Origin of the sequence: Nocardia takedensis NBRC 100417 (assembly GCF_000308695.1) — a bacterium.
Lineage (GTDB): Bacteria > Actinomycetota > Actinomycetes > Mycobacteriales > Mycobacteriaceae > Nocardia > Nocardia takedensis.
In genome coordinates this window covers 21288-44245 of the sequence record NZ_BAGG01000016.1, presented here as the reverse complement: position 1 = coordinate 44245, position 22958 = coordinate 21288, and the positions used below count along the sequence as shown (strand labels likewise).

Sequence of the window (22958 nt, the reverse complement as noted above, 5' to 3'; positions counted from 1 at the left end):
ACCGACCCGCAACAGCAAGCCCACACCCTCGCTTACATCGCCGGGACTATCGCAACCACCGACCCCGACCGGGCCGAAGCCATCGCTCACGGCATTGCCGACCCTCAACAACAAACCCACGGCCTGGGCCAGATCGCGAGCGCTATCGCAACCACCGACCCCGACCGCGCCGAAAAGATCGCCCGGAGCATTGAGGACCCGCAGCCGCAAGCTCGCGCCCTAGCCGACATCGCGGACTCGATCGCGACCACCGACCCCATTCGGGCCGGTCAACTCCTCAACCAGGCCGAAACCATCACCCACAATCTCATCGATCCGTGGCAACAAGACAGGGCCCTCGCTCAGATCGCGAGCGCGATCGCAACCACAAACCCCGACTGCGCCGAAACGATCACCCACAGCATCACCAACCCCCAACAACAAGCCCACACCCTCGCCGACATCGCGGACTCGATCGCAACCACCGACCCCATTCGGGCTGGTCAACTCGTCAACCAAGCTGAAACCATCGCCCACGATCTCATCGATCCGTGGCAACAAGGCAACGCTTTCGGCCGGATCGCGAGCGCGATCGCAACCACCGACCCTGACCGCGCCGAAACCATTACCCACAGCATCACCCAACCGTGGCACCGAGCACACGCCCTCGCTGAGATCGCAGGTGCGATCGCAACCACCGACCCCCTGCGGGCCGGTCAACTCACCGACCAGGCCGAAAACATCACCCACAGCATCACCGACCCCTGGCAGCAAACCCATGCCTTCGCTTGGATTGCGGGTGCGATCGCAACCACCGACCCCCTGCGGGCCGGTCAACTCACCGACCAGGCCGAAAACATCACCCACAACCGCATCGCCATAGAGCAGCAACCCGAAGCTCTCACCCACATCGCTACCGCGATCGCAACCACCGACCCCGACCGGGCCGAAACCATCGCCCTCAATCTCACTGATCCGTGGCGGCGAGCCAACGCTTTCGCTCGGATCGCGAGCGCGATCGCAACCACCAGCGCCGATCGAGCCGAATCCATCGCTTGCAGCATCACCCAACCGTGGCACCAAGCGCAGGCCCTCGCTGAGATCGCAGGTGCGATCGCAACCACCGACCCTGACAGGGCCGTTCGACTCATCGACCAGGCTGAAAACATCACCCACCAGCTCACAGACCCGCAACAGCAAGCCCACGTCCTCACCGTGATCGCGAGGGCGATTGCACTCACCAATTCTGACCCCGCCCGAACCACGTGTGGACGAGGCAAACGCCTACTCGCCCTTGCTTGGCTGCGCTCCGGGTGGGTTCTACCCATATCGGCTTTGTCCACCGTCGACCGGCGTACTCTCGCGGCCCTCGCCGCTGCTGCCCAGGACGATGCTGTACGCGAGACTCGTGGCAATCGGTGGCCGCAGGACAGCATTGGCGGTCCTATCGCTCCGAACACCTTCGCCCACCCCAATGCGGTCACACAACGCAGCGATAGAACCGAAGATGCACCAACCCCCTAGACGCCGTTACCCTAATTGTCAAGTCCACTGCCAGCCAGTGTCGACCACAACGGACCATCCGACGCGGTGCGGGCCGCCGGACAAATCCCGGCGGCCCCTAATGCGTCCAGATAACCCAACCGCCCGCCTAGAGCGGTTAAGCCGCGTCGATCACCATCCACCCTAGAAGAAAAGCGCTGGCCGTCCCCGTTCCCATCCTCGGAGTGCCCTGGCCAGGGCTACCCGGACAAGGGACCGACGTACGGCCGACGCAACCGCCCACCAGTAGTTAGATAGAGTAACTACCCCAGATGACCAGGCGCTTCCCTGTTGCCCATGTTTTGTGTATCCTGCCGAGGGCACCAAAATAGTGGCTTTCAAACCTACGCCGTAAGGCGTAGGTTTTTCGTTTTCTACGTCGCTGAGCTGCGCGAATGCATCGCCAGCAGGCGCGTGTCGGATGAGATCCATCAGCTCTACGCCGTCTACGGCTGGTCGGTGGTCGCCCTCCTCGACGTATGTGGTGACCTCCGGGGTCGTTGCCTCACCTTCGGTGCCCGTCGCAGCAGTGACCAACCCGCCACCGAGCAGCGTCTTGAACGGTTCGGCCAGGTCAGCACGGACGTAGTCCTGTTCGATGTAGACCTTCTCGAAGAAGGCTTGGTTGAACAGTCGCCGGGTTTGGGGGCTGGCGGCGAGGTAGGCCGCGTAGCAGTTGCTAGCGTAGCTGAGTGCGGTTCGGAGGTTCTTCTCGACTACTTCCAGGTCGGCCCGGTCGCTGCCCCGGTGCGGCATGTCCTGGGTAGCGGGGTCCGCAAGAGACCACCGACCCGCTTTTCGCTACGTATAGGCGTTTATGGTCTCGAATTCTTCCTGGCAACCAGACAGCAATAGGAAATTCGGTGATGTATTACGTTCATCTTCAGGACGAATCGTACATCCGAAACTGGACGGTTGACTCAAACTAGGACGAGCAAAAATACCCGATGAGAGCATGCTTTGCCTTACTAACGACAACTCCCATGCCGGAAATTTGCGCATCACAACAGTGAATGTGATCGACGAGACGGAAAACGAACTTTCCATGATCAGCAATACCGATGTAGGCTCCCTCCTCGGTACACAGCAAACCCCAGGACCAGATGCCTGTGGGGCTCTGGTCCTGGGGTTTCGCGTCTACTTGGCGGTAGGGCGCTGAAACTACCAGGGAGACGCGCGGTTGTCAGTTACGACGGACACATCCGTGACCAGAGCTTTACCGCTGATACCACCGGGCCCCGACGGATGTCGCGGTCCATCAGTGGAAGGTGGCTCGTCATGAGTCAGGTTGGAACGATCGCTCACACGGGACCGGTGTGTCCGGAAAGCGGTATCTGGCAGATTGTCGGCACTCCGTCAACCACCGCGCCCATCGCCCAGGGCAACATCATGCCGCCGTATGACGGCAAGGGTGCCGGCTGGAAGTTGATCCAGCTCGCGTAGTTGACAGAAGCCTAACGGGGCCGCTGTCCGCAATCGGCGCCGTTCGGCTCATCCACACCAATCCGCTGGGTGCACGGTTCCCTGCCCGCCGGCTTGGGTTCGAAATCTCGCTTTGTTCCCCCTGGCGATCGCGAGACTCCACTCTCCATGATGATGCGGTCACCAGCTCTTCAACGCGACTGGAGCGCACGCCAAACATGGCCTGCGGGAACGTCGCGGTAGTTCACCCGCGAGTAGCCGCTTGCGCATGTTGCCAAGGGCTGCCGCGCAAAGCTCAGCAAGGCCAAATTCGCCGAATATGAGATAATGGACTCATTGGAGAAGCCCTCAGGTGTATATCAGACGAATCAATATAAAGAACTACCGAAGTATACAAGACTTGGATATCAGTCTTGACGACTATACGGCGTTGATAGGTCCCAATGGATCCGGCAAGTCCTCGGTGGTGTATGCGCTCGACTGGTTTTTCAAGGGCGGCGGTCTAGGCATTGCGGACGTATATCGGGATGGAAGCTCGCCCGAGCCGGAGCCGGTCGTGGAAGACGATCAGCGCTACATATCTGTCATGGTGACCTTCGATTCCCTTACCCCGGCCGACCGGCAACGGCTCGGAAGATACGGGTTGGGCGAGCAGGCGACATTTAGGCGTACCTGGACAGCGGTCGACGGCAAAGAGAAGATCGTCGGCAATGCCATGCAAGGACCAGGTTTCGCGGAGGCACGCGACGGAACGAGAGTGGGCGAGTACCGCCCCGCATACACCGCGTTGCGAGAAAAATTTCCAGAGCTTCCCGACCTCGGCAGTAAAGCAGCGAAGGCAGCCATACTCACCGCGCTTGAGGATTGGGAGGCAGATCTGTCGAATGCGGACAAACTAGAGCAGACTTCCGATGTCGATGCTTCTCATCTCTTCGGCGCTATTGGGACGGCAGTCATCAACCAATGCTGCCGCATGGTCTTTGTGCCGGCCGCGTTGAACATCGCGGGCGAAGTAGGAGCGATTGGAAAGAAGACCGCTCTCAACGAACTGGTCGGAGCGCTGATGGCTGCAGCCGGTGAAAAGGCCCATGCAGACTGGCGGGTGAAACATAGCGACGCGATCGACGAGTTGCAGAAGTCTGTTCGGGAAGGAGTCGCCAAGTCGACTGATGTCCAAGCAGCACGGATCAACGCGCGGCTTGACCAGTTCATTCCTGGAACGTCGATCAAGTTCACCCCCGATATTCCGGAATGGCAACCCAGGTCGACGGTGTCGGTGAGGACCGATGTGATCGTCAACGGCATCGCAAATGATGTTGCAAGGCAAGGCCATGGGACACAGCGTGCGATCATGATGACGATGTTGCAGGCGATGGTTCCAGACGCCACAAGCGCCGCAGACAGCCATGTCATCCAGGACGGCGAGGAAGTCGAAGATGCCGATGCTCGACTGGCCGCAGAGTTGGAACAACTTCCTTCGCTGATTATCTGCATCGAGGAGCCCGAAATTTACCAGCACCCAGTGAGAGCGCGAACGTTTGCTCGGGTGCTGACGAATCTGGCACAGGAACCGAATGTCCAGGTGATTGTTGCCACCCACAGCCCGTACTTCGTGCGCCCAGAGCAATTCTCGGCCTTGCGACGGTTCGGGATCGTCGGCAACCAATCGACAATTAAGAGCACTTCGATTGCTGAGATCGCGGCAGATATCGGCAAGAATGAAGAGAATGTCAATGTGGTGGTGGCCAAGCAGCTGCCTACCTCCTTCTCGGAGGGATTCTTCTCCGATCGAGTTGTACTCGTCGAGGGTGATACTGACAAGGTTGTGATCGAAGCTCTAGCAGAACGCTGCAGTATGCCACTTGACGCGGCTGGTGTATCGGTTCTGTGTATGGGAGGCAAGGGGAACCTTCGCGTGCCCAGTGCAATCTTGCAGGCGCTCGCGGTACCGATATATGTGGTTGTCGATGGAGACGCTTTGTGCTCGTTGCGTAGCGAAAAGCATCAGCCGGGATCGACGGGACAACTCGACGCGTTAGAAAGCAATCGGAAACAGACAGGGGAAGTCATTGGTTGGCTTCCTGGCGGTGTTGCGTCGGGTGCCAAGTTCGAGGGCGATTCGCTGTCGACGCCAGACTTTACACTTTGGCATGACGATATTGAGTCAGAGCTTGAGAAGTGGCCCGACTTCGTCGGTCAGCTGACAGCTGTCGGCGGCCAGCTGCGAACGAAAAAGATGGCTCACTATCGAGCTGCAGCCTATGCGGTAAACCTGGAAACTATGCCTGCGGCGCTAAAAACATGCTTAGAAAAGATAGCAGGATTTGCGTCGAAATACTGACGTATCCCAAAATCGTAGATAGGCAATGACCGATCGGGCATCGACTTCTGGAAGACATCGCATAGGGATTGCGACCGAGTAACCCCGGCTGAGCAGCAAGGGATCGCTACTGCTCAGCCGGGGCCTAGTCGATCAGCTATTCTTTTTCTTTAAGGTTCCTGCTGGGATTGTGCAGTATCGGGCTCCCTAGCAATTTCTATCGTCCGTCAGCCATAGGCATAAAGAAGTACAAGCAAATCAGGAATCGGAGGAAGAAAGCATCGGCGCCTAATCAGGAAGCTTCCGTTCCTGATCCCCCCGCTCCGCCACCGCCGGTCGCATCCTCACCCCCGCCCGCTTCAACGCCTTCGCTACCGTGCTCGCATCAACCCCCAGCTCCTTGCCGATCCGCGCCGTCGTCCACAACTCCTCGACGTACAACCTCGTCGCTCGTTCCACCAACCGCTCCGTCATCTTCACCATCGGTCGTTTCGCCACACCCGCTCGCCGTAGGTGAGCCTCGACCGTGTTCCGATGTAGTCCATACTCAGCAGCCAGCTCCATCATCGAAGCCCCGCGCTGACACTGCTCCACCAATAGCACAACCTCGTCTGGCTGCAACTTCCGGTTCGGCCGATACGCCACTTCATCGCCAGACTTCTCGCAAACTTTCGCCTCGGCGCCTTCGACTCCAACTTCCAGCTCCTCCCCCAACTCCCGAACCAACCGCGCCAACGGTGCGGGAAAACTTGAAAGGGATTCACGGAGGCGCACCAGAATCCACCTGGCGCGAGGAGGAACGACAAATGTCGAACCCGTCGACAGAGGTCCCCCCGTTGCCCGATCGCATGACCTGGGATGAGTTGAGCTCCCTACCCCCCGACCAGTCAGAACGCATCGAATTGATCAAAGGTCGCCCGGTGTGGGTTCGTACCGGTCCGCCGGAACACCAGCGCTTCGCCACTCGCCTGCGCAACGCACTGGAGACCGCGGCGCGACGCAGCATGAAAGCCCGTCCCGGTGAATGCTGGCAGGTGGATACCAAGACCAATGTTTTCCTGAGTCGCGCCAAGGATGATTTCCTCACCCCGGATTTCATGGTCTATCACTGCCCAGACGAGCCGTGGACGCCGATCTTCGCCGAGGACGTCATCATCGTCGGCGAAGTGCTCTCCCCGTCCAACCACATCGGCCAAATGCTGACGAAACAGGCGCGCTACGCCGAGGCCGAGATCGACGAGTACTGGGAGGTGCTGCTCGATCGCGAAGGCCGCCGGATCGACACCATCTTCACCTACGTGCTGGCGACTCCAACAAACCTTCCGTCCGGCGTGACCCCATTGCGCCCGCGGCAGTACGCACTGGTCAGTGAGTGGTCCCCGACCGTCCACCCCGAAATCGAGCTGAACCACCCCTTCCCACTCACCATCGGCTGGGCCGACCTCGAATACTGAGAACCTGGCGGTACTGCTTCCTGGACTTCACGGCAACGTCCGAGATCGCCGTATTTCCGGGGGATTGCCAGTGAACTCCCGCCCGGAACGCTAGAGGTCATCGGGTAGCAAGCGAAAAGCGGCGTGGCCCGTGAGCGGCGTGATCGCACGGAAGTCGCGGCGGTCGAGGGTCAAAATTTCCGTCGTTTCGTATCGTTCGGCCAAGGCGACGTTGGTCGCGTCGGTTAGATCCAAGCGCAGGGCGAGGTAGCGATTCTGTACTCGGCGCGCGATCCGCAGCAGATCCGCGGAAACCGTGGGCACTTCGATCCGGCCGGTGCGCTCTTGGCCCAAGAGCCAGTCATTGACCGCGTAGGCCGCCGGACGGTTCAGATTGCGGGTAGTGACATGTTCGACTTCGAGGAGGACGAGCGGAGAGACCACGGTAAGAGCCGCCTGTTGCAATGCTGCGCGCGCGTTGATGTGTTCGGGATCCGCGGAGTTGAAGGCGGCAACCAGTCCCGATGTATCACCGACGACGATCATTCCGCGTCGGGTTCGGCGACGGCGATACCCTGTCGCAAAGCGCTGTCGATCTCATCAGCCGTCACCGCATGGCCGTAATCGAGTACCGGAATGTCCCATTCCTCTTCCCAGCGACGAGTACGAATCGCCGCGAGGTGAAACGCTTCGCGAAAATACTCGGACTCCGGGCGGCCTTCGCGCGCCGCCGCCTGTTTCACCAGCTCGAGATCCTCCTCGTCGACCATCACGGTCGTCTTTTTCAAGGCCATATGGTTATGGTACCCGCACCATAACCTTGCGGCCAGGCCGAGCCGATGGCAGGCGTGAAGGGCGGGCGACACCGAAGTCCGGTTTCGGCGAAGCCCGCGCCACCGCCATCGACAACCGACGCCGGGCTTCCTCGATCCAGCCAAGAGGGCTTCTTCGGCAAATCGACACCGGCGACCTATAGACATCCCTCGACGAATATTCGGTGGCGGTGGACCGCCCCGGCACGGGATCATTGCTCACCTGCATCGCTCGGGTTCGAGACGAGAAGGGGGAGCATGAGTTCGGGGACGAGTGCGGTGAAGTTGGTGGTGCGGCTCTATGGTCGGGAGTTGGCCACGCGGAAGATGATGGCGGTGCCGGCGTTGCTGGCGCCGGCGTTGGGCAATGTGTGCAATCTGTATGTCGCGCCGTTGATCGTGGCGATGGTGGTCGGGAAGGTGGCAACGACCGGGGATGCGGGTTTCGGGGTGTTGGCTCCGTATGTGCTCGCGTTCGGTGGCAGCCTGTTGTTGGCGGAAGTGTTGTGGCGCATCGGGTTCCACTGCATGAACCGGGTGGACGCGTATGGGATCGAGCAGCTGTATGTGCTCGCGATGGATGAGTTGTTGGCGAAGGATGCGGCGTTCTTCCACAACAACTTCGCGGGGTCGCTGACGAAACGGTCGTTGAGTTTCGCGACGCGGTTCGAGCAGTTCGTGGACACCATCGCGTTCGAGGTCGTGGCGTCGCTGGTGCCGTTGGTGTTCGCTTCGGCGGTGTTGTGGCGCTACGACCCGTGGCTGGTCGTGGTGCTGGTGGGGATGATCGTGGTGACCGGCGTTGTCATCTTGCCGTTGATTCGGAAGCGGCAGGAACTCGTCGACGATCGGGAGGCCGCGGTCGCGCGGGTTTCCGGGCATGTGGCCGACAGTCTGGCGAATATGCAGGTGGTGCGGGCCTTCGCCGCGGAAGCGCAGGAGGCGGCCGAGCATCGGCGGCGGGTTGCCTCGTCGCGGCGGAAGTCGCTGCGCAGCTGGGATTACGCGAATCTGCGGATCGATACGTTGGTGGCGCCGCTGTTGGTGATCACGAATGTGTTGGGGTTGGTGGTCGCGCTCGGCCTCGCGGGCAGGGGTATCGGGGTGGAGGCCATCGTGGTGGTGTTCACCTATTACTTCAACGCCACCACGATCATGTTCCGGTTCAACCAGATCTACCGGCGGTTGGAGACGGTGCTGACCGAGGCCGCGCAGTTCACCGAACTGCTGTTGGACGAACCGACGGTGCTCGATATCGAGAAGCCGGAACCATTGCGGCCGAACGGTTTCGATGTGCGGTTCGAAGCAGTGGAGTTCACGCACGGTGGTGCGCGGCAACTGTTCCACGGGTTCGATCTGGAGGTGGCAGGCGGCGCGAAGGTCGGGCTGGTCGGGCGGTCCGGCGGCGGCAAGACGACCATCACGCAACTGCTGCTGCGGTTGATGGACATCCAGTCCGGCACGATCCGGATCGGCGGACAGGACATCTCCCGGCTGCGGCAGGCGGATCTGCGCAGTCTGATCGCCTACGTGCCGCAGGACCCGGCCATGTTCCATCGGACGCTCGGCGAGAACATCCGGTTCGCGCGGCCCGACGCCACCGACGAGGAAGTGCTGCGGGCCGCCGCGGCCGCGCACGTCACCGAATTCGTGGACGCGCTGCCGCAAGGCATGGACACGCTCATCGGTGAGCGCGGCGTGAAGCTGTCCGGCGGGCAGCGGCAGCGGGTCGCGCTGGCGCGGGCGATCCTGCGGGACGCGCCCATCCTGCTCCTGGACGAGGCGACCAGCGCGCTCGACTCCGAAAGTGAAGTGCTCGTGCAGCAGGCCCTGTGGGAGTTGATGGAGGGACGGACGGCGCTGGTCGTCGCGCATCGGCTCAGCACCGTGGCCGGGATGGACAAGCTGGTGGTACTGGATCACGGGCGGATAGTCGAGCAAGGAACCCACGAGGAACTGTTGGGCGCGCAGGGGCCATATTCGCAGCTGTGGCGGCATCAGTCGGGTGGATTCCTCGGGGAGGACATGGCCGTTCACTGACCACTCCTCGAATGTCGCCACCTGGCCGCAGCCGGATCCGGATGTTCGACAATCCTGGCGCATCGGGATGAGCTGGGAGCAGCGCCGACGACCTCGACCAGGGACTAGCGGGAACCGCTCACCGCCGCGATCTGGTCTTTATCGAGTGCCTGCATACCGCGACCATGACACAGCGGTACGACAGACTCGGCCCCCGCCGCGAATGGCGCACCACCACGGGGTCGTGGGCCGATTCGGTCCGGACGGGACCGCCGAGGCGCTGTGCGACGCGATAGCGACGGATCAGCAGGACAAGAATCATCCGTTCGACCGACACCCACGGCAATGGGTCCGGAGTTAGCGTCGACGGAGCCCTGTTCCGCGACCGGGAGGCTCCATGCGCGGTATTCGTTTCGGCTCTCCGATGATCGTTCTCGTGCTCGCTTGTGTGCTGCCGGGATGTGCTGGTTCGCAGGGAGACTCCGGGAATGGTGGGCCGCCGCCGGCCGGGCCGCCGATCAAGGAGCAGGTGGTGGCGTTGTCATCGAGCGCGGACACGGAAGTCGCGGTGTCCGAGGCGTGGACGGTGAAGGTCCCGTCAGCGCCGGGAGGTGCCACCTTCACCGTGCGGGCCGCGCCGGAACGGGACGAGAATCCGGCGCTGAGTCGCGCCGACCTCACGATGTCAACGGGTCAACCGTCGACGCCGTTGGAGTTCACGTACCGACTGTCGGAACCGGTGCCGAACGGTGTCGAGGTCTACTTCGTCGGCACACCCGGGGTCGCGGATACGGCCGAAGCGGCGACGGTGGTCGCGGCGCAACTCGACGGGGATAGGCGGATCGCTACCGCGCGGATTCCGCATCTCACCTGGTGGTAGGTGTTCGCCGCCGAGGCGAACCACTTCCTCACCTCCGCGGTCGGACTGCGGACCAATGCGCCGTCCTGCGACACCCAACCGCGGCCGGACTGGATCGAAGATCCCGTCTTCCTGGAGGGCAAGGATGCTCCGATGCTGGTCTGCACCGGAGCCGACCCCGCCGATCGGGACACCGCGGTGGTGAAGATCCGGAACAATCGCGGCGTGGCGATGATCGTCACCGCGCCGGTGACGCCGACATGGGCCCACCTGGATGCCTACTCCGGGTTGCCGAGCAACGTCATCTCCGAATTCCTCACCGCCACGACCGAATTCTTCGGCGTTCCCGCGCCGGAACGTCCCCGCACGTGGGTACTACCGCCGGGGGCCGGGGTGGATATCGGATTCACCGAACAATCGCTGACGGGGCAACCGGTCGCGAAGATCACGACGAAAGTGTCGACCTCGGCGGTCGCCTACGGGCTGATCTGGACCGCGCTCGCCGAACACTTCGACGACGTCACCGCACTCACCGCCATCGAGATGGGCATCATGGGCGTGTGTTTCGGTGAGGGCGCGAATGCCGCGGTGACCGCCTCGGACGCGACAGCGGTGGCGGCGGGTGTCGCGCGGATCGTGGGATGCGCCATTCAGAGCGCACCCGACATCCTGGGGGAGATCAGCGGACATATTTCCGAGCAAGCGTGGAGCGAATTACAGCGCACGCATGCGATCACGGACAAGCTCCGCTCGATCCGATTCCTGCTGCTTCGGGTCCTGGGAGTGGCGCAAGCGACCGTCGTCATCGGTGACACGCTGTCCACTCTCGCGCTCGGATCGGGCGCCTACGAGATCGCGCTGTTCACGAGAATCGGAGCCCAGAGCGGGCTTTCCTCGCTGTGCGGAAGAATCGATGAGCAGCGCAAGATCGAGCATCCGACGCTGGGCCAGGTCACGGTCGGGCTGAGTCGGCCGACTCGCGCGAGTTTGTCCGGCGAGGGATGCGTCGCGGTGGTCGACAAACGGGGATCGAAGCTGTTGGTCCAGAAAATCAGCGTCTACGGCGAAGAACTCGAGTTCGCCGAACCGGTGACGGATTCGACCAACAATGTCTTTCTCACCTACAACCCCGGACGCTACAACGGGGTACTCACTCTCGTTCCCACCGACCGCGGGTACGCGAACATCGGCTGGACCGACGAGGACGGACCGAACTATCAATCCACCACCCACGCCTACTATTACGCCGAACTCGTCCCGCCGGGTGGTGACGGCCGCTACGCCATCGAGCAGTCCAGCAACGACTGCCGACCCGACTGCGCGGGCGGAACGATCACCAAGAAAGTCTTGCGCTGGAACGGGGCGAGATACGAGTAGTCACACAACCTCGTTCTCCGGCAACCGAAGACGGCTACCGGAGAACGAGGACCGTTCAATTCCCGACGATCAGGGCAGGACCTGCGGGATGAGCTGCGGGGCGATCGCGCCGACGATCAGGCCGACAACAGCGCCGTTCAGCGCCGGGCCGAGAGCACACAGCGGGATGAGCACGATGCCGACGAGGGTCGCTGCGCAGATGACCGCACCCAGCGCACCACCGACGACAGCACCCGCCGCGGCGCCATTGGCCATCGGATCGTGGTTGGCCGCATTCGGATCCGTCGCGATGTCCTCGACATTCGCGATCGGCTGCGCGATCTCCGGAGCCACGACGGGCTCCTCCTGGACCTCGTCGATCTGCACGATGGAGGCCGACTGCGGCGCGATGATTCCGGCGTCGGCGGAAGCCGCGCCCGCGCCGGCGAAAGTCACCGCGGCCGCCAGCGGCAGAGCCACGACGAGTGCCTTACGACAGAAAGTACCGACAGTTCTACGCATGATTTTTCCTATCCTCCCGACCCCGCTGTGCGCGACCGAGTCCAGCGCACAGGATGTTTCCGAGTTGCGAATTGCAACGGAACAGTTCTATCCGATTTTTGCGGTCGAATCAAATCCTCAGCAACACAGCACTTATCGCCGATTGTGTTCAGATGCGAAGTGATCGTCCGCATTTCGAGGATTGCACGGCGCGATGAGGTGCACGTGACGAAACGCGTTCCTGCTCAGCACCTCTCCGAATTGACTGTCGGTGCGACAGCGCGATAGGAATGAGCGGCCAACGCGTCATCTTCTCACCCATCTGAGCACGGGTGACGAAGCAGCGGTGTCCGAGCTGATTTGCAGCGTGCGAATTCTGGCATGGGTTCGCGTGGGTTCCGGCGGGAATCGCGGAGGGCGAGAATACCTACCGCCAGGTAGGCGTGGACGATCGCCGATGTCGGTCCGGCACACGACGGGCAAAACCGCTGCGGCGCGCAGCATGACCGCCGGGCCGATGATTCCGCACATCGAGGCGCAGATCATCCGTGAACGAACACGGGCTCGCATCGCGGAATACCGCCGGGAGCAGGTCCCGAATCACCGCAAATTCCGCCGGCGATCCACACGGATCATCGAACAAAACGGCCCGGCTCCCCTCCGATGGTTGCCGGGCCGCTCGGTTCATTCACTCAGGGCGCGAGGGAATCTCCGCTGAGACTCGACGATCCGATGCTCAGCAGTTGCAGGATGTTCTGGACGAAGTCGCAGCCACCCGGCGCTCCGATGGGGTATTCGACACAGGCCGCGACCGGCGCGGCGGATTCGGTCGCGGCTTGCGCGGTAGCCAAGGGGGCCGACAGCAGTGCGGCGGCCAGTACCGCGGCGGCGAATGGTTTCTTCATCGAGTTCCTTCTGTCCGATTCCTTCGCGAACCTCCACTCCACCCCCGCGAGCGTTAGGGCTCAGGCTATTCAAGACATCGCCCCAGGTCACAGACCCCGATTTCGTGGCCACGGATGCGGGGGTCACCGACGGCGGATCGCCGACTCCCCCGCGACGTCACCGGAATTTCGCGCTTCGTACGCCGAATGGATCACAGGACGACAGATGCCCCTTATTCTATGGGCAGGCGAACTGAACGCCCGTCCAGTTCGGCCACCCGCGTTGGTCCGTCGCAGCACCAACGATCGACCGACCGACGGAGTTGTTCCATGCGAATTCCGCGTCTGCTCGCGCCCCTCGTCGGCGCCCTCGCCCTGACCAGCGTGCTCACCGTGGTCGTTCCCGCCGCCGCACGCGCCGACACCGACTCGCTCGCCGCGACGGCGGTCACGGACGCGCCGTGCGGCGGTGGCGCGCCGACCTTCGACGACATCGTCGGCGCGGCGGCCACGGCCTTGCGCACCGCCGTTCCGGCCGACCAAGCCGAGGTCTTCGACCAGCGAGTCGCGGAGTTCCGCGGCACGCTGGCGGCAGTCCGCGTGCATCGCGACGGGCTGCCGGTGCATCCGGACACCGTCAACGAGCGGACCGAATTCCTGGACGATCCGATCGTCACCTACCTCGTCAACGGCCTGGACGCCGTGCGGACCGGGCGGATCGACCACACGGTGTCGGTCTCCCGACTGACCGTCAACGACGCGATCGAGACGTTCATCCTCGCCACCCGGATCGTCAAGATCCCCGCGCAGTTGGCCGCCAGCCTGGTGCCGACGGTCGGGATCCTGCTCAAGCCACTGGTGGGCGCCGCCTTCAACGGGGTCAAGACATTGGCGCGCGGTGTGCAGGATCACCTCGCGGCGACCTGCGCCGCACCGAACGTGTACCCGAAGCTCGTGTTGGAAGAAGCGGTCACCGAGCAGGTGGCGCTGCCCGCGCAGATCACCGACCTCGCCAACTCGCTGACGCGAGCCGACGGCAATTGCACCCCGGTTGCCGAACTGACCATGTCGGCCGTGGTCGAGCGCACCCGCGCCTATCTGCTGGCGAACTCCGCGCTGCCGCTCGACCACCTCGCGCTGAACGGCGCGGCCGACTCCGTGCAGACGTTCCTGCGGGACAACCGCATCGCACAGATCGCGCTGATGCGGCGCACCGAAGAACTCGGGCCGCTGGTCGACGCCATCGATCACGGGCTGCTCACCTTCCTCACCAATTTCGGCTTCGACCTCTACGAAGGCAGGGCGCTGGACACCGTCGCCCTGGCCGACGTGCGGGTCGAGCACGTCTTCGACCTGGCGACCCTCAGCCTCGACCTGACCAGCGTGCTGCTCTCCGTCGGCAACGCCGCGCTCGGATGGACCGGGGTGGCGTCGTCGGTCACCACGCCGCTGGCCCTGGCGCAGACGCTCGCCTTCGCGCCGACGACCTACGGGACGCCGATTGTGAAGGGTGTCATGCAATCCATGTGCGCGGTCCAGTGATCGGACGCAGGGATCAGCTCACCTCGCAGCCCTGTCGAGATCGGCCCGCGTGAGACGACAGCCGGAGGTCGCCCTGAGTACTGCTGTCTCGAAAGTGCCGAAACGCAGGAGGTTTCCGTCCTCGCCGGTGAACGAGACGTCGTGATTGCCGAACGCGTCGGCAACCATCTCGACTCGGTCCATGCCGAAGTTCGCGGCGATGTCCGTAGCCGTCCGCAGCAGGCGGTTCCAGTGCGCATCGGCGATCGGGATGTCCGAGACGAAGGAGCGCGTGGTGACGAATCGGCCGGCGGTGTTCTCGTAGGGTCCGGGGCACGTTCCGCCGACGTCGCGGCTGCGTCGCCACTGCCATCGGACAGCGGCGTCGAGCGCGGTCGCGGTGCCGGCGATTTCCCGGATCGCCGTGAGGAGGCGCTGTTCCGTGGTTTCCAGGGAAGGCCGGGTGCGTAAGCGATCCCAAGCGCGGCGGGTTTCGTCGGGACTGTGGGTTTCGGGACCGTCGAACATAGTTCCCCCTGGTCGGTGCGGTGTCGGGTTCGGCAGTCGGGTCATCGGTGCAGGAGTTCCGCGGGGAGACCGCCGACGATGACGGCCATGTTGTAGCCGGACGTGCGGAGTTCGCCTTCGTAAGGGCCTGTTCCGCTGGGGCGGGGATATTCGCTGTGACCGGACGCGGCTTCGCGGGGTATGCCGTCGGCGGTGGTTCCGCCCGCCACGGAAAGTTGCTCGAGCCGGGTGGTGACAGGGTCGGGGCCGAAGGTTCGCAAGGTGTCGGCGAGGGTGATGGGATCGTCGGCGGCGCGCAGGACGTAGCCGTGGCCTTGGCGGAGACCGAGGTCGGGTTCGTCGGAGGCGTTGATGCCCGGGGAACCGTAGAAGACGGCGTCATCGACGGGTTGGCCGTGGGCGGGGTCTTGGAGAGCTCGGGCGAGGGTGTAGGAGCCGTAGGAATGGCCGAGGGCGGTCAGGTGCGGGTCCGGGCTGTTCGAGGCCACGTCGATGCCGTCCAGGAATCTGGCCAGGCGTGGCGCGCCCGCTTCCGCGCGGTCCGTGCGGGCGGCGTCGAGCCAACCGGCGGCGAAATCGTCGGGGCCGCCCTTGCTCACGGGCGGCTCGTAGCCCAGCCACGCTATCGTGGCGACCTTCTCGTCGCCGCGGCCGAGACGGTCCAGTTGGTATTCGGTCTCGGTCCGCAGTGCTTTGCCCTCCGCGACCATGCCGCCGAGCGAAGTGATCGTGGTGTCCTTGCCGGGGACGGTGACCGAGACGTGGTCGGCGTTGTCGGGGTCGCCGATGGCCAGGGCGGCCATGCCGCGTTCGCCGGATGTCATGTCCAACAACAGCAGTCGTACGCCGTGGTCGTTCTCGTCGCCGGGGACCATCGGGTTCTCGGCCACCAACTGTTCGATCTTGTCGAGGTCGGTCAGCTTCGATTCCACGAGTTCCAGTTCGGCGTCCTCGTCGGTGAACACGCCGCCGAACGGATGGTTCGCGAGATTCGTTCGGAGGGTGTCCCGGCGGTCGGCCAACCGACGTCGTTCGACCTCGATTCGATTCGTGTTCGCCTCGTGGCGGGCGAGGGACGGGATTCCGTCGCGATCGCCGATCCACTCGGGGTGCCGGGCGATCACCTCTCGCCGTTGCGATTCGGGCAGCGCTTCCCAATAGGCGCGCGCCGCGGCCGGGCTCGTATCGGTCGGCGGGGCAGGCGCGGTCAGGTGGCCGGGTTTTTCGGTATCGGCCGTGCCGTGGTCACGAGCCGCGCCTTCGGACACCTTGGAGAGAACCGCCGCGGCGTCGGACGCGATATCGACAGCCTGGGCGATCAGTGCTCGAGCGCGAGCCTGCGATTCGACGCGACGTTGCTCGCGTAGGGCGAGAACCTCGGGTGCGCGCGGCGTCGAGTCGACGGTGCCGTCGTCACGCAACTCGAAGCCGTCGGTCGCGGCGGTTGTTTCGATGTCGGCGAGTTGGGCTTTCAGGTGGGCCACGGTCACGCGCGTCTCCCCGGTCACGGTCCGTACCGCTTCCAGCACGGTGAGTTCATCGGTCAACTCGTTCGAGGTGACGGCGAACCGTTGCCGGGCGGCCTCCGCTGCTTGCCCGGCCCAGCCGGACAGCCCACCCGCCTCCGACACCTGCGCGCGTACGTCCTCGATCATTCGAATGCGCTGCGCCAGCGCTGTTTCCACCTGTTCCAGAGCTCCGACATCCCAGTGCCGGATAGTCCGCAGATCCACATGTCCCCCTAGGAGCGATCATCGGCACCGGTAGGCTATCGGCAAACTCGGACCAGGGGGACCAATGACCGATTTGACCGTCGATCCCGCGCGCCTGCGCGCCACCGCCGCACTGCTGGACCAGCTGTTCACGAGCACCTCCCGAGCGTTATCCGACCTGGACACCACGATCGACGGCAGCGGCGCGGGGTGGGCTGGGCCCGCCGAATCCGCGTTCGCCACCTTCACCGGCTACCTCGCAGCACGCCGGATCGCGTTACAGCGGCACCTCGCGACAGCTTCCGAGTCGCTCACCACCGCCGCCAACAGCTTCCACGAACTCGACACCGCGCACGCCGCCGCTTTGACGGATTTGTCCCTATAGATCCACAGGCCGAAAGTTATCCACAGCCCTATTGGTCCACTCGGGATGACTGTGCACGGATAAGCCGGACGCGGAAATCGACAGATCGCTCGGCTGCGATTTGTCGCTCGAACAATTTCTCGCCGAATTGCCGCTCCGAAAACGGGAGCAAGCACGCCGCGGCGGAACCCCGAATCGCGACTGAGGATATTTCGAGGCGATCCGCCGCTCGGCGAACCGATCCACACTCGTGCACAGGCGGGCGGGGTTAGGGTGGGGAGTCGGGACTCGATCGGGGGTTCGTATGGCGCATGATCCGCACGCGTTTCCCGTCGTGGTGAGCAATGCGTGTGCTGACGCGGCGGTGGAGTTGTTCGGGTTGGGGAGTCGGGGGGCGGCTCGGGAATGGGTGTTGGAGGTGATCGCCGACCGGGGGGAGGTGGTCGAGAGACTGCCGGAGGAGTTCGGGCGGCGGCGGAGTCCGTCCGGGTATTTCCTGGTGGCGGAGTCGTTGTTGGCGTTGCCGTTGGCGGCCGGCAAGGACCGGGACGGCGGGCCGGTGTGGGTGGCCACGCAGTGTCTGGGGGTGCCGCAGTCGGATGTGGTGGACCCGTTCGCACTGGTGGGGAACCAGTTGTTGGAGCAAGTGAGTTTCACCGTGCACGCGATCCAGCGTTTCCAGGAGCGCGGCGGCGGGGTGCCCGACGCGGTCGTCGCGCGGCGGCAGTTGGTGGATCTGCTGGTGCAGGACGTGTACGCGAGTCGGTCCGCGCCCCGGTGGTGGCGGTCGGCCTCACCCGCGCTGTTCTATTTGGTGGCGGGGAGCGGGGACGAGATCTGCCTGCCATGTCGCGGCGGTGACGGGGTGCGGCCGTTCACGGCGACGACGTTCATGCACCGGGCGGCGGACCTGTTCGCAGTACCCGAACAGGATCTGTGGTTGCGGTGCCGGGTCGATCCGGAGCGGTTTCCCTCCGGCGGATCGGCGGAGCGACGGTTGCTGCGACTGTTGGGGAAAGGGGCGCGGCTGTCCTGGCACAAGCCGAAATATGTGCCGTTCGAGGTGCGCGCGAAATGGTGGCTGCTGTTGTCGCCGGGATTGGCGGCGCCGGTGGCGTGGGAACCGGAAGATCCGGCGCGGCCGCTGGTGGTGCTGGGACTGTGCGATGACCGGGCCTGGTGGCGGCGGATTTTCGGGCGCTAGTCCGCCGCGGCGACCCTCGCGGCCCGGCAGTGGCTCGACGCCGCAACCCTCGCACCACCGCAGTACCTCGGCCCCTCGCGGCCCCGCAGTACCCCGTCCTCACAGCCGCGCAGTGCCCCGCCCCTCACGGCCCGGCGGTGGCGGCCGCCGGGCCGGTCTGGTTAGCCGCACAATGACCTCGGCGGTTCGCCCGTGAAGCGTGCCGGCGGAGCGTCCCGGCGGAGCGGACGTCGGTTCGCCCGGCAGAGCGTCCCGGCGGTGCGTCCCGGCGGTACGGATGACTGGTCGACCGGGCGCGTGCCACGGCCCGTGCCGTGCGATCCGCGCCGACCGGCGCGGTGCCATGCCGGTCCGAGGAGCCGGGCGATCCAGCGTCCGGGACAAAGAGGGCGAACGCCCGAAACGCGCTCAGTACCGGCGCGCCCCCGCGTAGGGCATGGAATCCAGGGGAGATTCGACCACCCCGGTCCCGTCGGTGGCCGCGTGGATGACCTTGCCGTCGCCGGCGTAGAGCGCGGAGTGGCCGCCGCCGTAGTAGGAGACGAGGTCGCCGGGCGCGAGATCGTCTCGGGCGACGGGGGTTCCGGCGGAGAGTTGTTCGTAGCTGGTGCGCGGGAGGTCGACTCCGGCTTGTTCGTAGGACCATTGGACCAGGCCCGAGCAGTCGAAGGAGTCGGGGCCGGTGGAGCCCGCGCCGTAGTGTGACCCGATCTTGCGGCGCGCGGCGTCGACGGCGAGTTCGCCGGAGCTCCGCGCGGGGGCCGCGGGGGTCGAGAACTGGGGTAGGCCGGGCAGATTCACCGTGATCGGCGGAATCAGGACGGCGGAGAAGTCCAGGGGCGCGGGGAACAGGAACGAGGAGGCGATGGGGGTGGCGAGGTGACCGGGTGGTGCGGCGCTGTCGGGGGCCTTCCCCGCCTCCGGCGCGACCGCTTCCAATTTCTCCACCGGACCGCTCGGCGGCGTCGTTTCCGGGGTGCCGCCGGGTTCGGGTCGATCGGATTCGGGCGGATTCTCGGGGTTCGCCACCAGGTCGTGATCAGCGGACTTCGAAGGATGTCCGAGAGCGATTTCCGGTCCGAACCGCATTTCTCCGAGTACGCCGCCCGGCGTGGGTATTCGTGGGAACGGTGCGACCAAATGGCCGGGGGCCGTCCGGTAGAGGGCGGGGGCGTGGATCGCGTCGGGAATCTCGAAAGCGCCGACGCCGGGTAGTTCGACGGTTTGCGCGCCTGCCGTGCCCGCCCCCAGCGTGAGGGCGGTGGCCGCGATGCCGATCGCCTGCACGATCGTGCGACGCGGCCCGCGGGATTGTCGGACGTCTTCGGGTACTGCCATTGTTCGGTCCTCCGATGCTCATATCGTCGGCCGAGGTCGGACACTCACTGTTCACCACGGCCTTCGAATGGATTCGAAAAACATCACGGTGCGTCCTGTGGATCCGAGGACCGATCTTTCGGCATATCACGGTCCGGACAAAGTCGAACACACCCGGAGGAGATAACGAACAAATAAAGAATCGTCGGAATATTCAGCGCGCGAGATGGGCGCGCAGGATGCGCGCGACTTCGTGGGGCCGCTCCACATTGGGGGAATGCCCCGCGCCGGTCACGATTTCGACGGTGGCGCCCGCGGCGCGGTAGCGGGCGACGGTGCGGTCGACGTCGTACATGCGATCGCGGTCGCCGTGAATCACCAGGCAGGGCTTGCCGAGTGCGCGGACCTGCGCGTCGAGCGGGTCGGCGGCCAACCGTTTCCGCCGCTGCGCCAGCACGATCCCGTACATGGCGGGGCTCATCGCGCGGTGGTCGCGCACGGGGGTCATCGGGTCGGCGAAGGCGTTGTCGACGGGGAATCCCGGTGCGACGCCGGTGCGCAACCCTTGCCGGACCGCGAAAGTCGGTGCGAGGCGGTGCAGTAGGCCGCCGAGGACGGGCAGTGCCATGATCTCGCCGCCGGGCGGGAGGGTGGCGTAGCTGTAGTCCGGTGCCTGACCGAGGATTCCGACCTCGCGCACGCGGTCGGTACGGCGCGCCAGGGCGAGGACGACGTCGGCGCCGAAGGAGTGGCCGAGAGCGAAGACCTCACGCGCGTTCAGGACGTCGAGGACGGAAACCAGGGCACGGGATTGGGATTCGGGATCGAGTCCGGTGTGACCGCCGGTGCGGCCGTGGCCGCGCAGGTCGACGCGCAGCACGCGGAAATCGGGGACGAGCAGTGCGGTGAGGTCGTCGAACCAGTGGATCGAGCCGCTGAAACCGTGCACGAACAGGAGCGCGGGCGCGTCGTCGGGCCCGTCGACGCGCACGTGCACGGGGCCGCCGTCGGCGTCGACCATCCGATCGACGGCCCCGTCACCGAGATCCGAACTCATCGCTCCATCATGCCGGTCAGCGCACCCGCGCGGGGCGGCGGTCCTCCTCGAAACGCAACTCCATGCTGACCGGGATGACCTCGACCTCGAGCGCTTCGCGCAGGCGCGCCACGGCGTGGGCGAGGATGCGGCGGCGCAGTTCGGCGACGTCGGCGGCGGGTTCCGCGGTGACGATCAGGTGCAGTTCCGGGGCGGAGCGTTCGCCGCCGAGCCAGGCCGTGGCCGAGCGGACGCCGTCGTAGGTCTCGATATCGGCGGCGACCGGGGCGGCGGCGGTCGCGGAGGCGAGCACGGTGGTGCCCGCGGATTCGGCCGGTCGGGTCCGCCAGGTGACCGGCCGTGGCAGCCGGAACAGTTGGGCCGCCAGCCAGCGCAGGCTGAGCAGTCCGAGGATCACCGCGCCGGCGAGGACCGCCCAGAACACCCAGGTCGGCGGGGCCGCGGTGCCCGGGACCAGCGGTGCGCCCGCGTCGATGTCGCGCAGTCTCCCGTAGTGGGCGGCCACCAGGAATCCGCCGGCCGCGAGCAGCAGGACGCCGAGCAGGCCGAGCAGGGTCCGGTTGAGCGCGGCGGGCCGGTTGACGCCGTTCACGATTCGCCTCCCAGTCGCGGTGCGCGCAGGCGGGCGCGGACGCGGCGCACGGGCGAGCCGATCTCTTGGACGCGCCGGTTCACCGCCGAGCACACCTGGTCGGCGACGCCGTCGGTGTCGCTGCGCCAGGCGTCGCCGCGCACGGTGACGACCTTGCGGCGCACCCCGACGCGGGGCGACTCGACGCCGTCGACGGTGCTCGCCGCGTTGCGCAGCGCGGTGCGCAGTCCGCCGCGCGAGACGCCGGCGCGCAAATCGTCACCGTCGGCCAGCGGCAGGACCGCGGGCCGCCCCGGCCACAGCGCCGCCACCAGCAGCGCCGCGCCCAGCACGGCGACGACGATGCCGACGATCAGCACGAGCGGATCGCTCCAGGTGCGCGCGTGCAGTTCCGTGGCGACGGTGTCGTAGGACAGATATTGCGAGGTGTCGAGCAGGCGCTGGGCGAGCGAGACGCCCACCGCCACACTGAGTCCCAGCAGCGCCAGGGCCACCAGAACCGCCGGGGTGACGCGGCGAGGTCGCCGGATCATCGCACTCTCCGTCCGTCGGTGTTCGCGGAACTCAATTCGGTGACCACGATGTCGACCGCGGCCACGGTGAGCCCGGTCAGTTCGCCGGTCCGCCGGACCAGGTGGGCGCGGCACGCCTCGGTCACCGCCGTGACCGGGCGCGGATAGGTCACGCCCAGGCGCACGGCCAACGAGGTTCGGTCGCCGCTGATCTCGGCGTCGGCGTCGACCGCGCCCGCCACACCGTCGACCTCGCGGGCCGCCTGTTCGGCGATGCGCCGCACCACCCGGGGCGCGAGGGTGGTGCGGCCGGGCAGCGCCGCCTCCGCGATCGCGGTCATCGACGGTCCCGGCGCTGCGCGGACCTGATCAGCCCGGCCAGATCGAGTTCACCGTCGAGCCAGCGGCCGATCAGCAGGCCGACCAGGCCGAACAGCAGCACGATCGTCAACGCGCCGAATCCGCCGAAGGCCGCGGCGAATCCGAGCGCGAGCCCGACCAGCAGACACAGCGTGGTCGCGCTCATCACTGCACCCGGCTGGGGCGCGCGGTGTCCTCGTCGTCGTCGCCGGGGATGAACACGTCGTTGACGTTGATGTTGACCTCGACGACGCTCAGGCCGGTCATCTGTTCGATCGCGTTGATGACATTGCGGCGCACCGCGCGCGCCAATTCGGCGATGGCGACGCCGTATTCGACGACGAGTTCGAGGTCGACGGCGGCCTGGGTCTCCCCCACCTCGACCGAGACGCCTTGGCCGATGCTGGCGGACGCGCCGGGGATGCGGTCGCGGATCGCGCCGAAGGCCCGTGCCGCGCCCGCGCCGAGGTCGTGCACGCCGCGCACTTCGCGGGCGGCGAGTCCGGCGACCTTCTGCACGACGATGTCGGCGATGGTCGTGGTGCCCTGTTCGCTGGTGAGCGCGCTGACTTTGGTGACACTCGTGGACGGACGTTCGGCGGCCGCGGCAGGGGTGTCGTTCTTGGTGTCGGTGGTGGTCGCGCTCATGGTTCCTCCTGATCGA

25 protein-coding genes are annotated in these 22958 nt (G+C 65.3%); 10 read left to right on the top strand and 15 right to left on the bottom strand.

Translation table 11 applies throughout. The features are described from left to right. On the top strand, positions 1-1503 hold a 1503-nt coding region (locus tag ON30_RS03885), incomplete at its 5' end, for a hypothetical protein (protein WP_040704245.1). A 162-nt stretch (positions 1504-1665) separates the two neighbouring features. On the opposite strand, the gene ON30_RS38770 is transcribed toward ON30_RS03885, so the two are convergent. Next, the gene (locus ON30_RS38770) at positions 1666-2277 is read right to left on the bottom strand and encodes a hypothetical protein (protein WP_157183595.1); all 612 of its coding nucleotides are present in this window, start codon (positions 2275-2277) and stop codon (positions 1666-1668) included. 522 nt (positions 2278-2799) lie between these two features. On the opposite strand from ON30_RS38770, the gene ON30_RS39995 reads away from it, so the two are divergent. Both ON30_RS39995 and ON30_RS37115 read left to right on the top strand, forming a co-directional pair. After that, positions 2800-2964, top strand: coding sequence for a hypothetical protein (locus tag ON30_RS39995; protein WP_169334868.1), 165 nt, complete (start codon positions 2800-2802; stop codon positions 2962-2964). A 331-nt stretch (positions 2965-3295) separates the two neighbouring features. Further along, positions 3296-5284: an ATP-dependent nuclease gene (locus tag ON30_RS37115; RefSeq protein WP_083911119.1), complete on the top strand. Its 1989-nt coding sequence runs from the start codon at positions 3296-3298 to the stop codon at positions 5282-5284. A 267-nt stretch (positions 5285-5551) separates the two neighbouring features. On the opposite strand, the gene ON30_RS38765 is transcribed toward ON30_RS37115, so the two are convergent. Further along, a complete protein-coding gene (locus ON30_RS38765) occupies positions 5552-5989 on the bottom strand; it encodes a hypothetical protein (protein ID WP_157183594.1) in 438 nt (145 codons plus the stop codon). A gap of 110 nt (positions 5990-6099) precedes the next feature. Between ON30_RS38765 and ON30_RS03870 the strand changes: the two genes are divergently transcribed. After that, complete coding sequence (locus ON30_RS03870) at positions 6100-6717, top strand: Uma2 family endonuclease (RefSeq protein WP_245553928.1); 618 nt, start codon at positions 6100-6102, stop codon at positions 6715-6717. 90 nt (positions 6718-6807) lie between these two features. Here the strand turns inward: ON30_RS03870 and ON30_RS03865 are convergent, their stop codons facing one another. Beyond that, positions 6808-7242 (bottom strand): type II toxin-antitoxin system VapC family toxin, encoded by a 435-nt coding sequence (locus tag ON30_RS03865; protein ID WP_040704239.1) that lies wholly within the window; start codon positions 7240-7242, stop codon positions 6808-6810. Continuing rightward, on the bottom strand, positions 7239-7490 hold the full coding sequence (locus ON30_RS03860) for a ribbon-helix-helix protein, CopG family (RefSeq protein ID WP_040704238.1): 252 nt from the start codon (positions 7488-7490) through the stop codon (positions 7239-7241). Before ON30_RS03860 ends, ON30_RS03865 begins: the two co-directional genes overlap by 4 nt. Positions 7491-7535: 45 nt before the next feature. Here ON30_RS03860 and ON30_RS03855 point away from each other — a divergent pair, with 45 nt between their 5' ends. The 3 genes from ON30_RS03855 to ON30_RS03845 all read left to right on the top strand — a co-directional run bounded on the left by ON30_RS03855 (position 7536) and on the right by ON30_RS03845 (position 11763). Continuing rightward, positions 7536-9548 (top strand): ABC transporter ATP-binding protein, encoded by a 2013-nt coding sequence (locus ON30_RS03855; RefSeq protein ID WP_245553927.1) that lies wholly within the window; start codon positions 7536-7538, stop codon positions 9546-9548. A gap of 511 nt (positions 9549-10059) precedes the next feature. Further along, a complete protein-coding gene (locus ON30_RS03850) occupies positions 10060-10407 on the top strand; it encodes a hypothetical protein (RefSeq protein WP_157183593.1) in 348 nt (115 codons plus the stop codon). Continuing rightward, positions 10408-11763: a hypothetical protein gene (locus ON30_RS03845; protein ID WP_040704235.1), complete on the top strand. Its 1356-nt coding sequence runs from the start codon at positions 10408-10410 to the stop codon at positions 11761-11763. A gap of 69 nt (positions 11764-11832) precedes the next feature. Here the strand turns inward: ON30_RS03845 and ON30_RS03840 are convergent, their stop codons facing one another. Continuing rightward, positions 11833-12222: a hypothetical protein gene (locus tag ON30_RS03840; RefSeq protein ID WP_040704234.1), complete on the bottom strand. Its 390-nt coding sequence runs from the start codon at positions 12220-12222 to the stop codon at positions 11833-11835. Positions 12223-12935: 713 nt separating this feature from the next. Continuing rightward, a complete protein-coding gene (locus ON30_RS03835) occupies positions 12936-13148 on the bottom strand; it encodes a hypothetical protein (RefSeq protein WP_040704231.1) in 213 nt (70 codons plus the stop codon). Between the two features lie 309 nt (positions 13149-13457). On the opposite strand from ON30_RS03835, the gene ON30_RS03830 reads away from it, so the two are divergent. Next, positions 13458-14669, top strand: a complete 1212-nt coding sequence (locus tag ON30_RS03830) for a hypothetical protein (protein ID WP_040704230.1) — start codon at positions 13458-13460, stop codon at positions 14667-14669. An 18-nt stretch (positions 14670-14687) separates the two neighbouring features. Here the strand turns inward: ON30_RS03830 and ON30_RS03825 are convergent, their stop codons facing one another. After that, on the bottom strand, positions 14688-15176 hold the full coding sequence (locus ON30_RS03825) for an LppA family lipoprotein (protein WP_051028901.1): 489 nt from the start codon (positions 15174-15176) through the stop codon (positions 14688-14690). A gap of 41 nt (positions 15177-15217) precedes the next feature. Further along, a complete protein-coding gene (locus ON30_RS03820) occupies positions 15218-16909 on the bottom strand; it encodes an alpha/beta hydrolase (protein ID WP_040704228.1) in 1692 nt (563 codons plus the stop codon). 64 nt (positions 16910-16973) lie between these two features. On the opposite strand from ON30_RS03820, the gene ON30_RS03815 reads away from it, so the two are divergent. Both ON30_RS03815 and ON30_RS03810 read left to right on the top strand, forming a co-directional pair. Next, a complete protein-coding gene (locus ON30_RS03815) occupies positions 16974-17273 on the top strand; it encodes a WXG100 family type VII secretion target (protein ID WP_040704227.1) in 300 nt (99 codons plus the stop codon). A 283-nt stretch (positions 17274-17556) separates the two neighbouring features. Then, complete coding sequence (locus tag ON30_RS03810) at positions 17557-18456, top strand: hypothetical protein (RefSeq protein ID WP_157183592.1); 900 nt, start codon at positions 17557-17559, stop codon at positions 18454-18456. Between the two features lie 408 nt (positions 18457-18864). On the opposite strand, the gene ON30_RS42175 is transcribed toward ON30_RS03810, so the two are convergent. The 7 genes from ON30_RS42175 to ON30_RS03775 form a co-directional block, all read right to left on the bottom strand. Further along, entirely contained in the window at positions 18865-19404 is a 540-nt protein-coding gene (locus tag ON30_RS42175; protein ID WP_373282486.1) for a C40 family peptidase, read from the bottom strand. A gap of 583 nt (positions 19405-19987) precedes the next feature. After that, positions 19988-20830: an alpha/beta fold hydrolase gene (locus ON30_RS03800; protein WP_063719817.1), complete on the bottom strand. Its 843-nt coding sequence runs from the start codon at positions 20828-20830 to the stop codon at positions 19988-19990. Positions 20831-20846: 16 nt separating this feature from the next. Then, positions 20847-21422 carry an Asp23/Gls24 family envelope stress response protein gene (locus tag ON30_RS03795; RefSeq protein WP_040704225.1) on the bottom strand — a complete coding sequence of 192 codons (576 nt, stop codon included), beginning with the start codon at positions 21420-21422 and terminating at the stop codon, positions 20847-20849. Beyond that, complete coding sequence (locus ON30_RS03790) at positions 21419-21955, bottom strand: DUF6286 domain-containing protein (RefSeq protein WP_040704224.1); 537 nt, start codon at positions 21953-21955, stop codon at positions 21419-21421. Before ON30_RS03790 ends, ON30_RS03795 begins: the two co-directional genes overlap by 4 nt. Further along, the gene (locus tag ON30_RS03785) at positions 21952-22275 is read right to left on the bottom strand and encodes an Asp23/Gls24 family envelope stress response protein (RefSeq protein ID WP_040704223.1); all 324 of its coding nucleotides are present in this window, start codon (positions 22273-22275) and stop codon (positions 21952-21954) included. Before ON30_RS03785 ends, ON30_RS03790 begins: the two co-directional genes overlap by 4 nt. Beyond that, positions 22272-22460, bottom strand: coding sequence for a hypothetical protein (locus ON30_RS03780; RefSeq protein WP_040704222.1), 189 nt, complete (start codon positions 22458-22460; stop codon positions 22272-22274). Before ON30_RS03780 ends, ON30_RS03785 begins: the two co-directional genes overlap by 4 nt. Then, the gene (locus ON30_RS03775; RefSeq protein ID WP_040704221.1) at positions 22460-22942 is read right to left on the bottom strand and encodes an Asp23/Gls24 family envelope stress response protein; all 483 of its coding nucleotides are present in this window, start codon (positions 22940-22942) and stop codon (positions 22460-22462) included. Before ON30_RS03775 ends, ON30_RS03780 begins: the two co-directional genes overlap by 1 nt. Positions 22943-22958 lie beyond the last annotated feature (16 nt).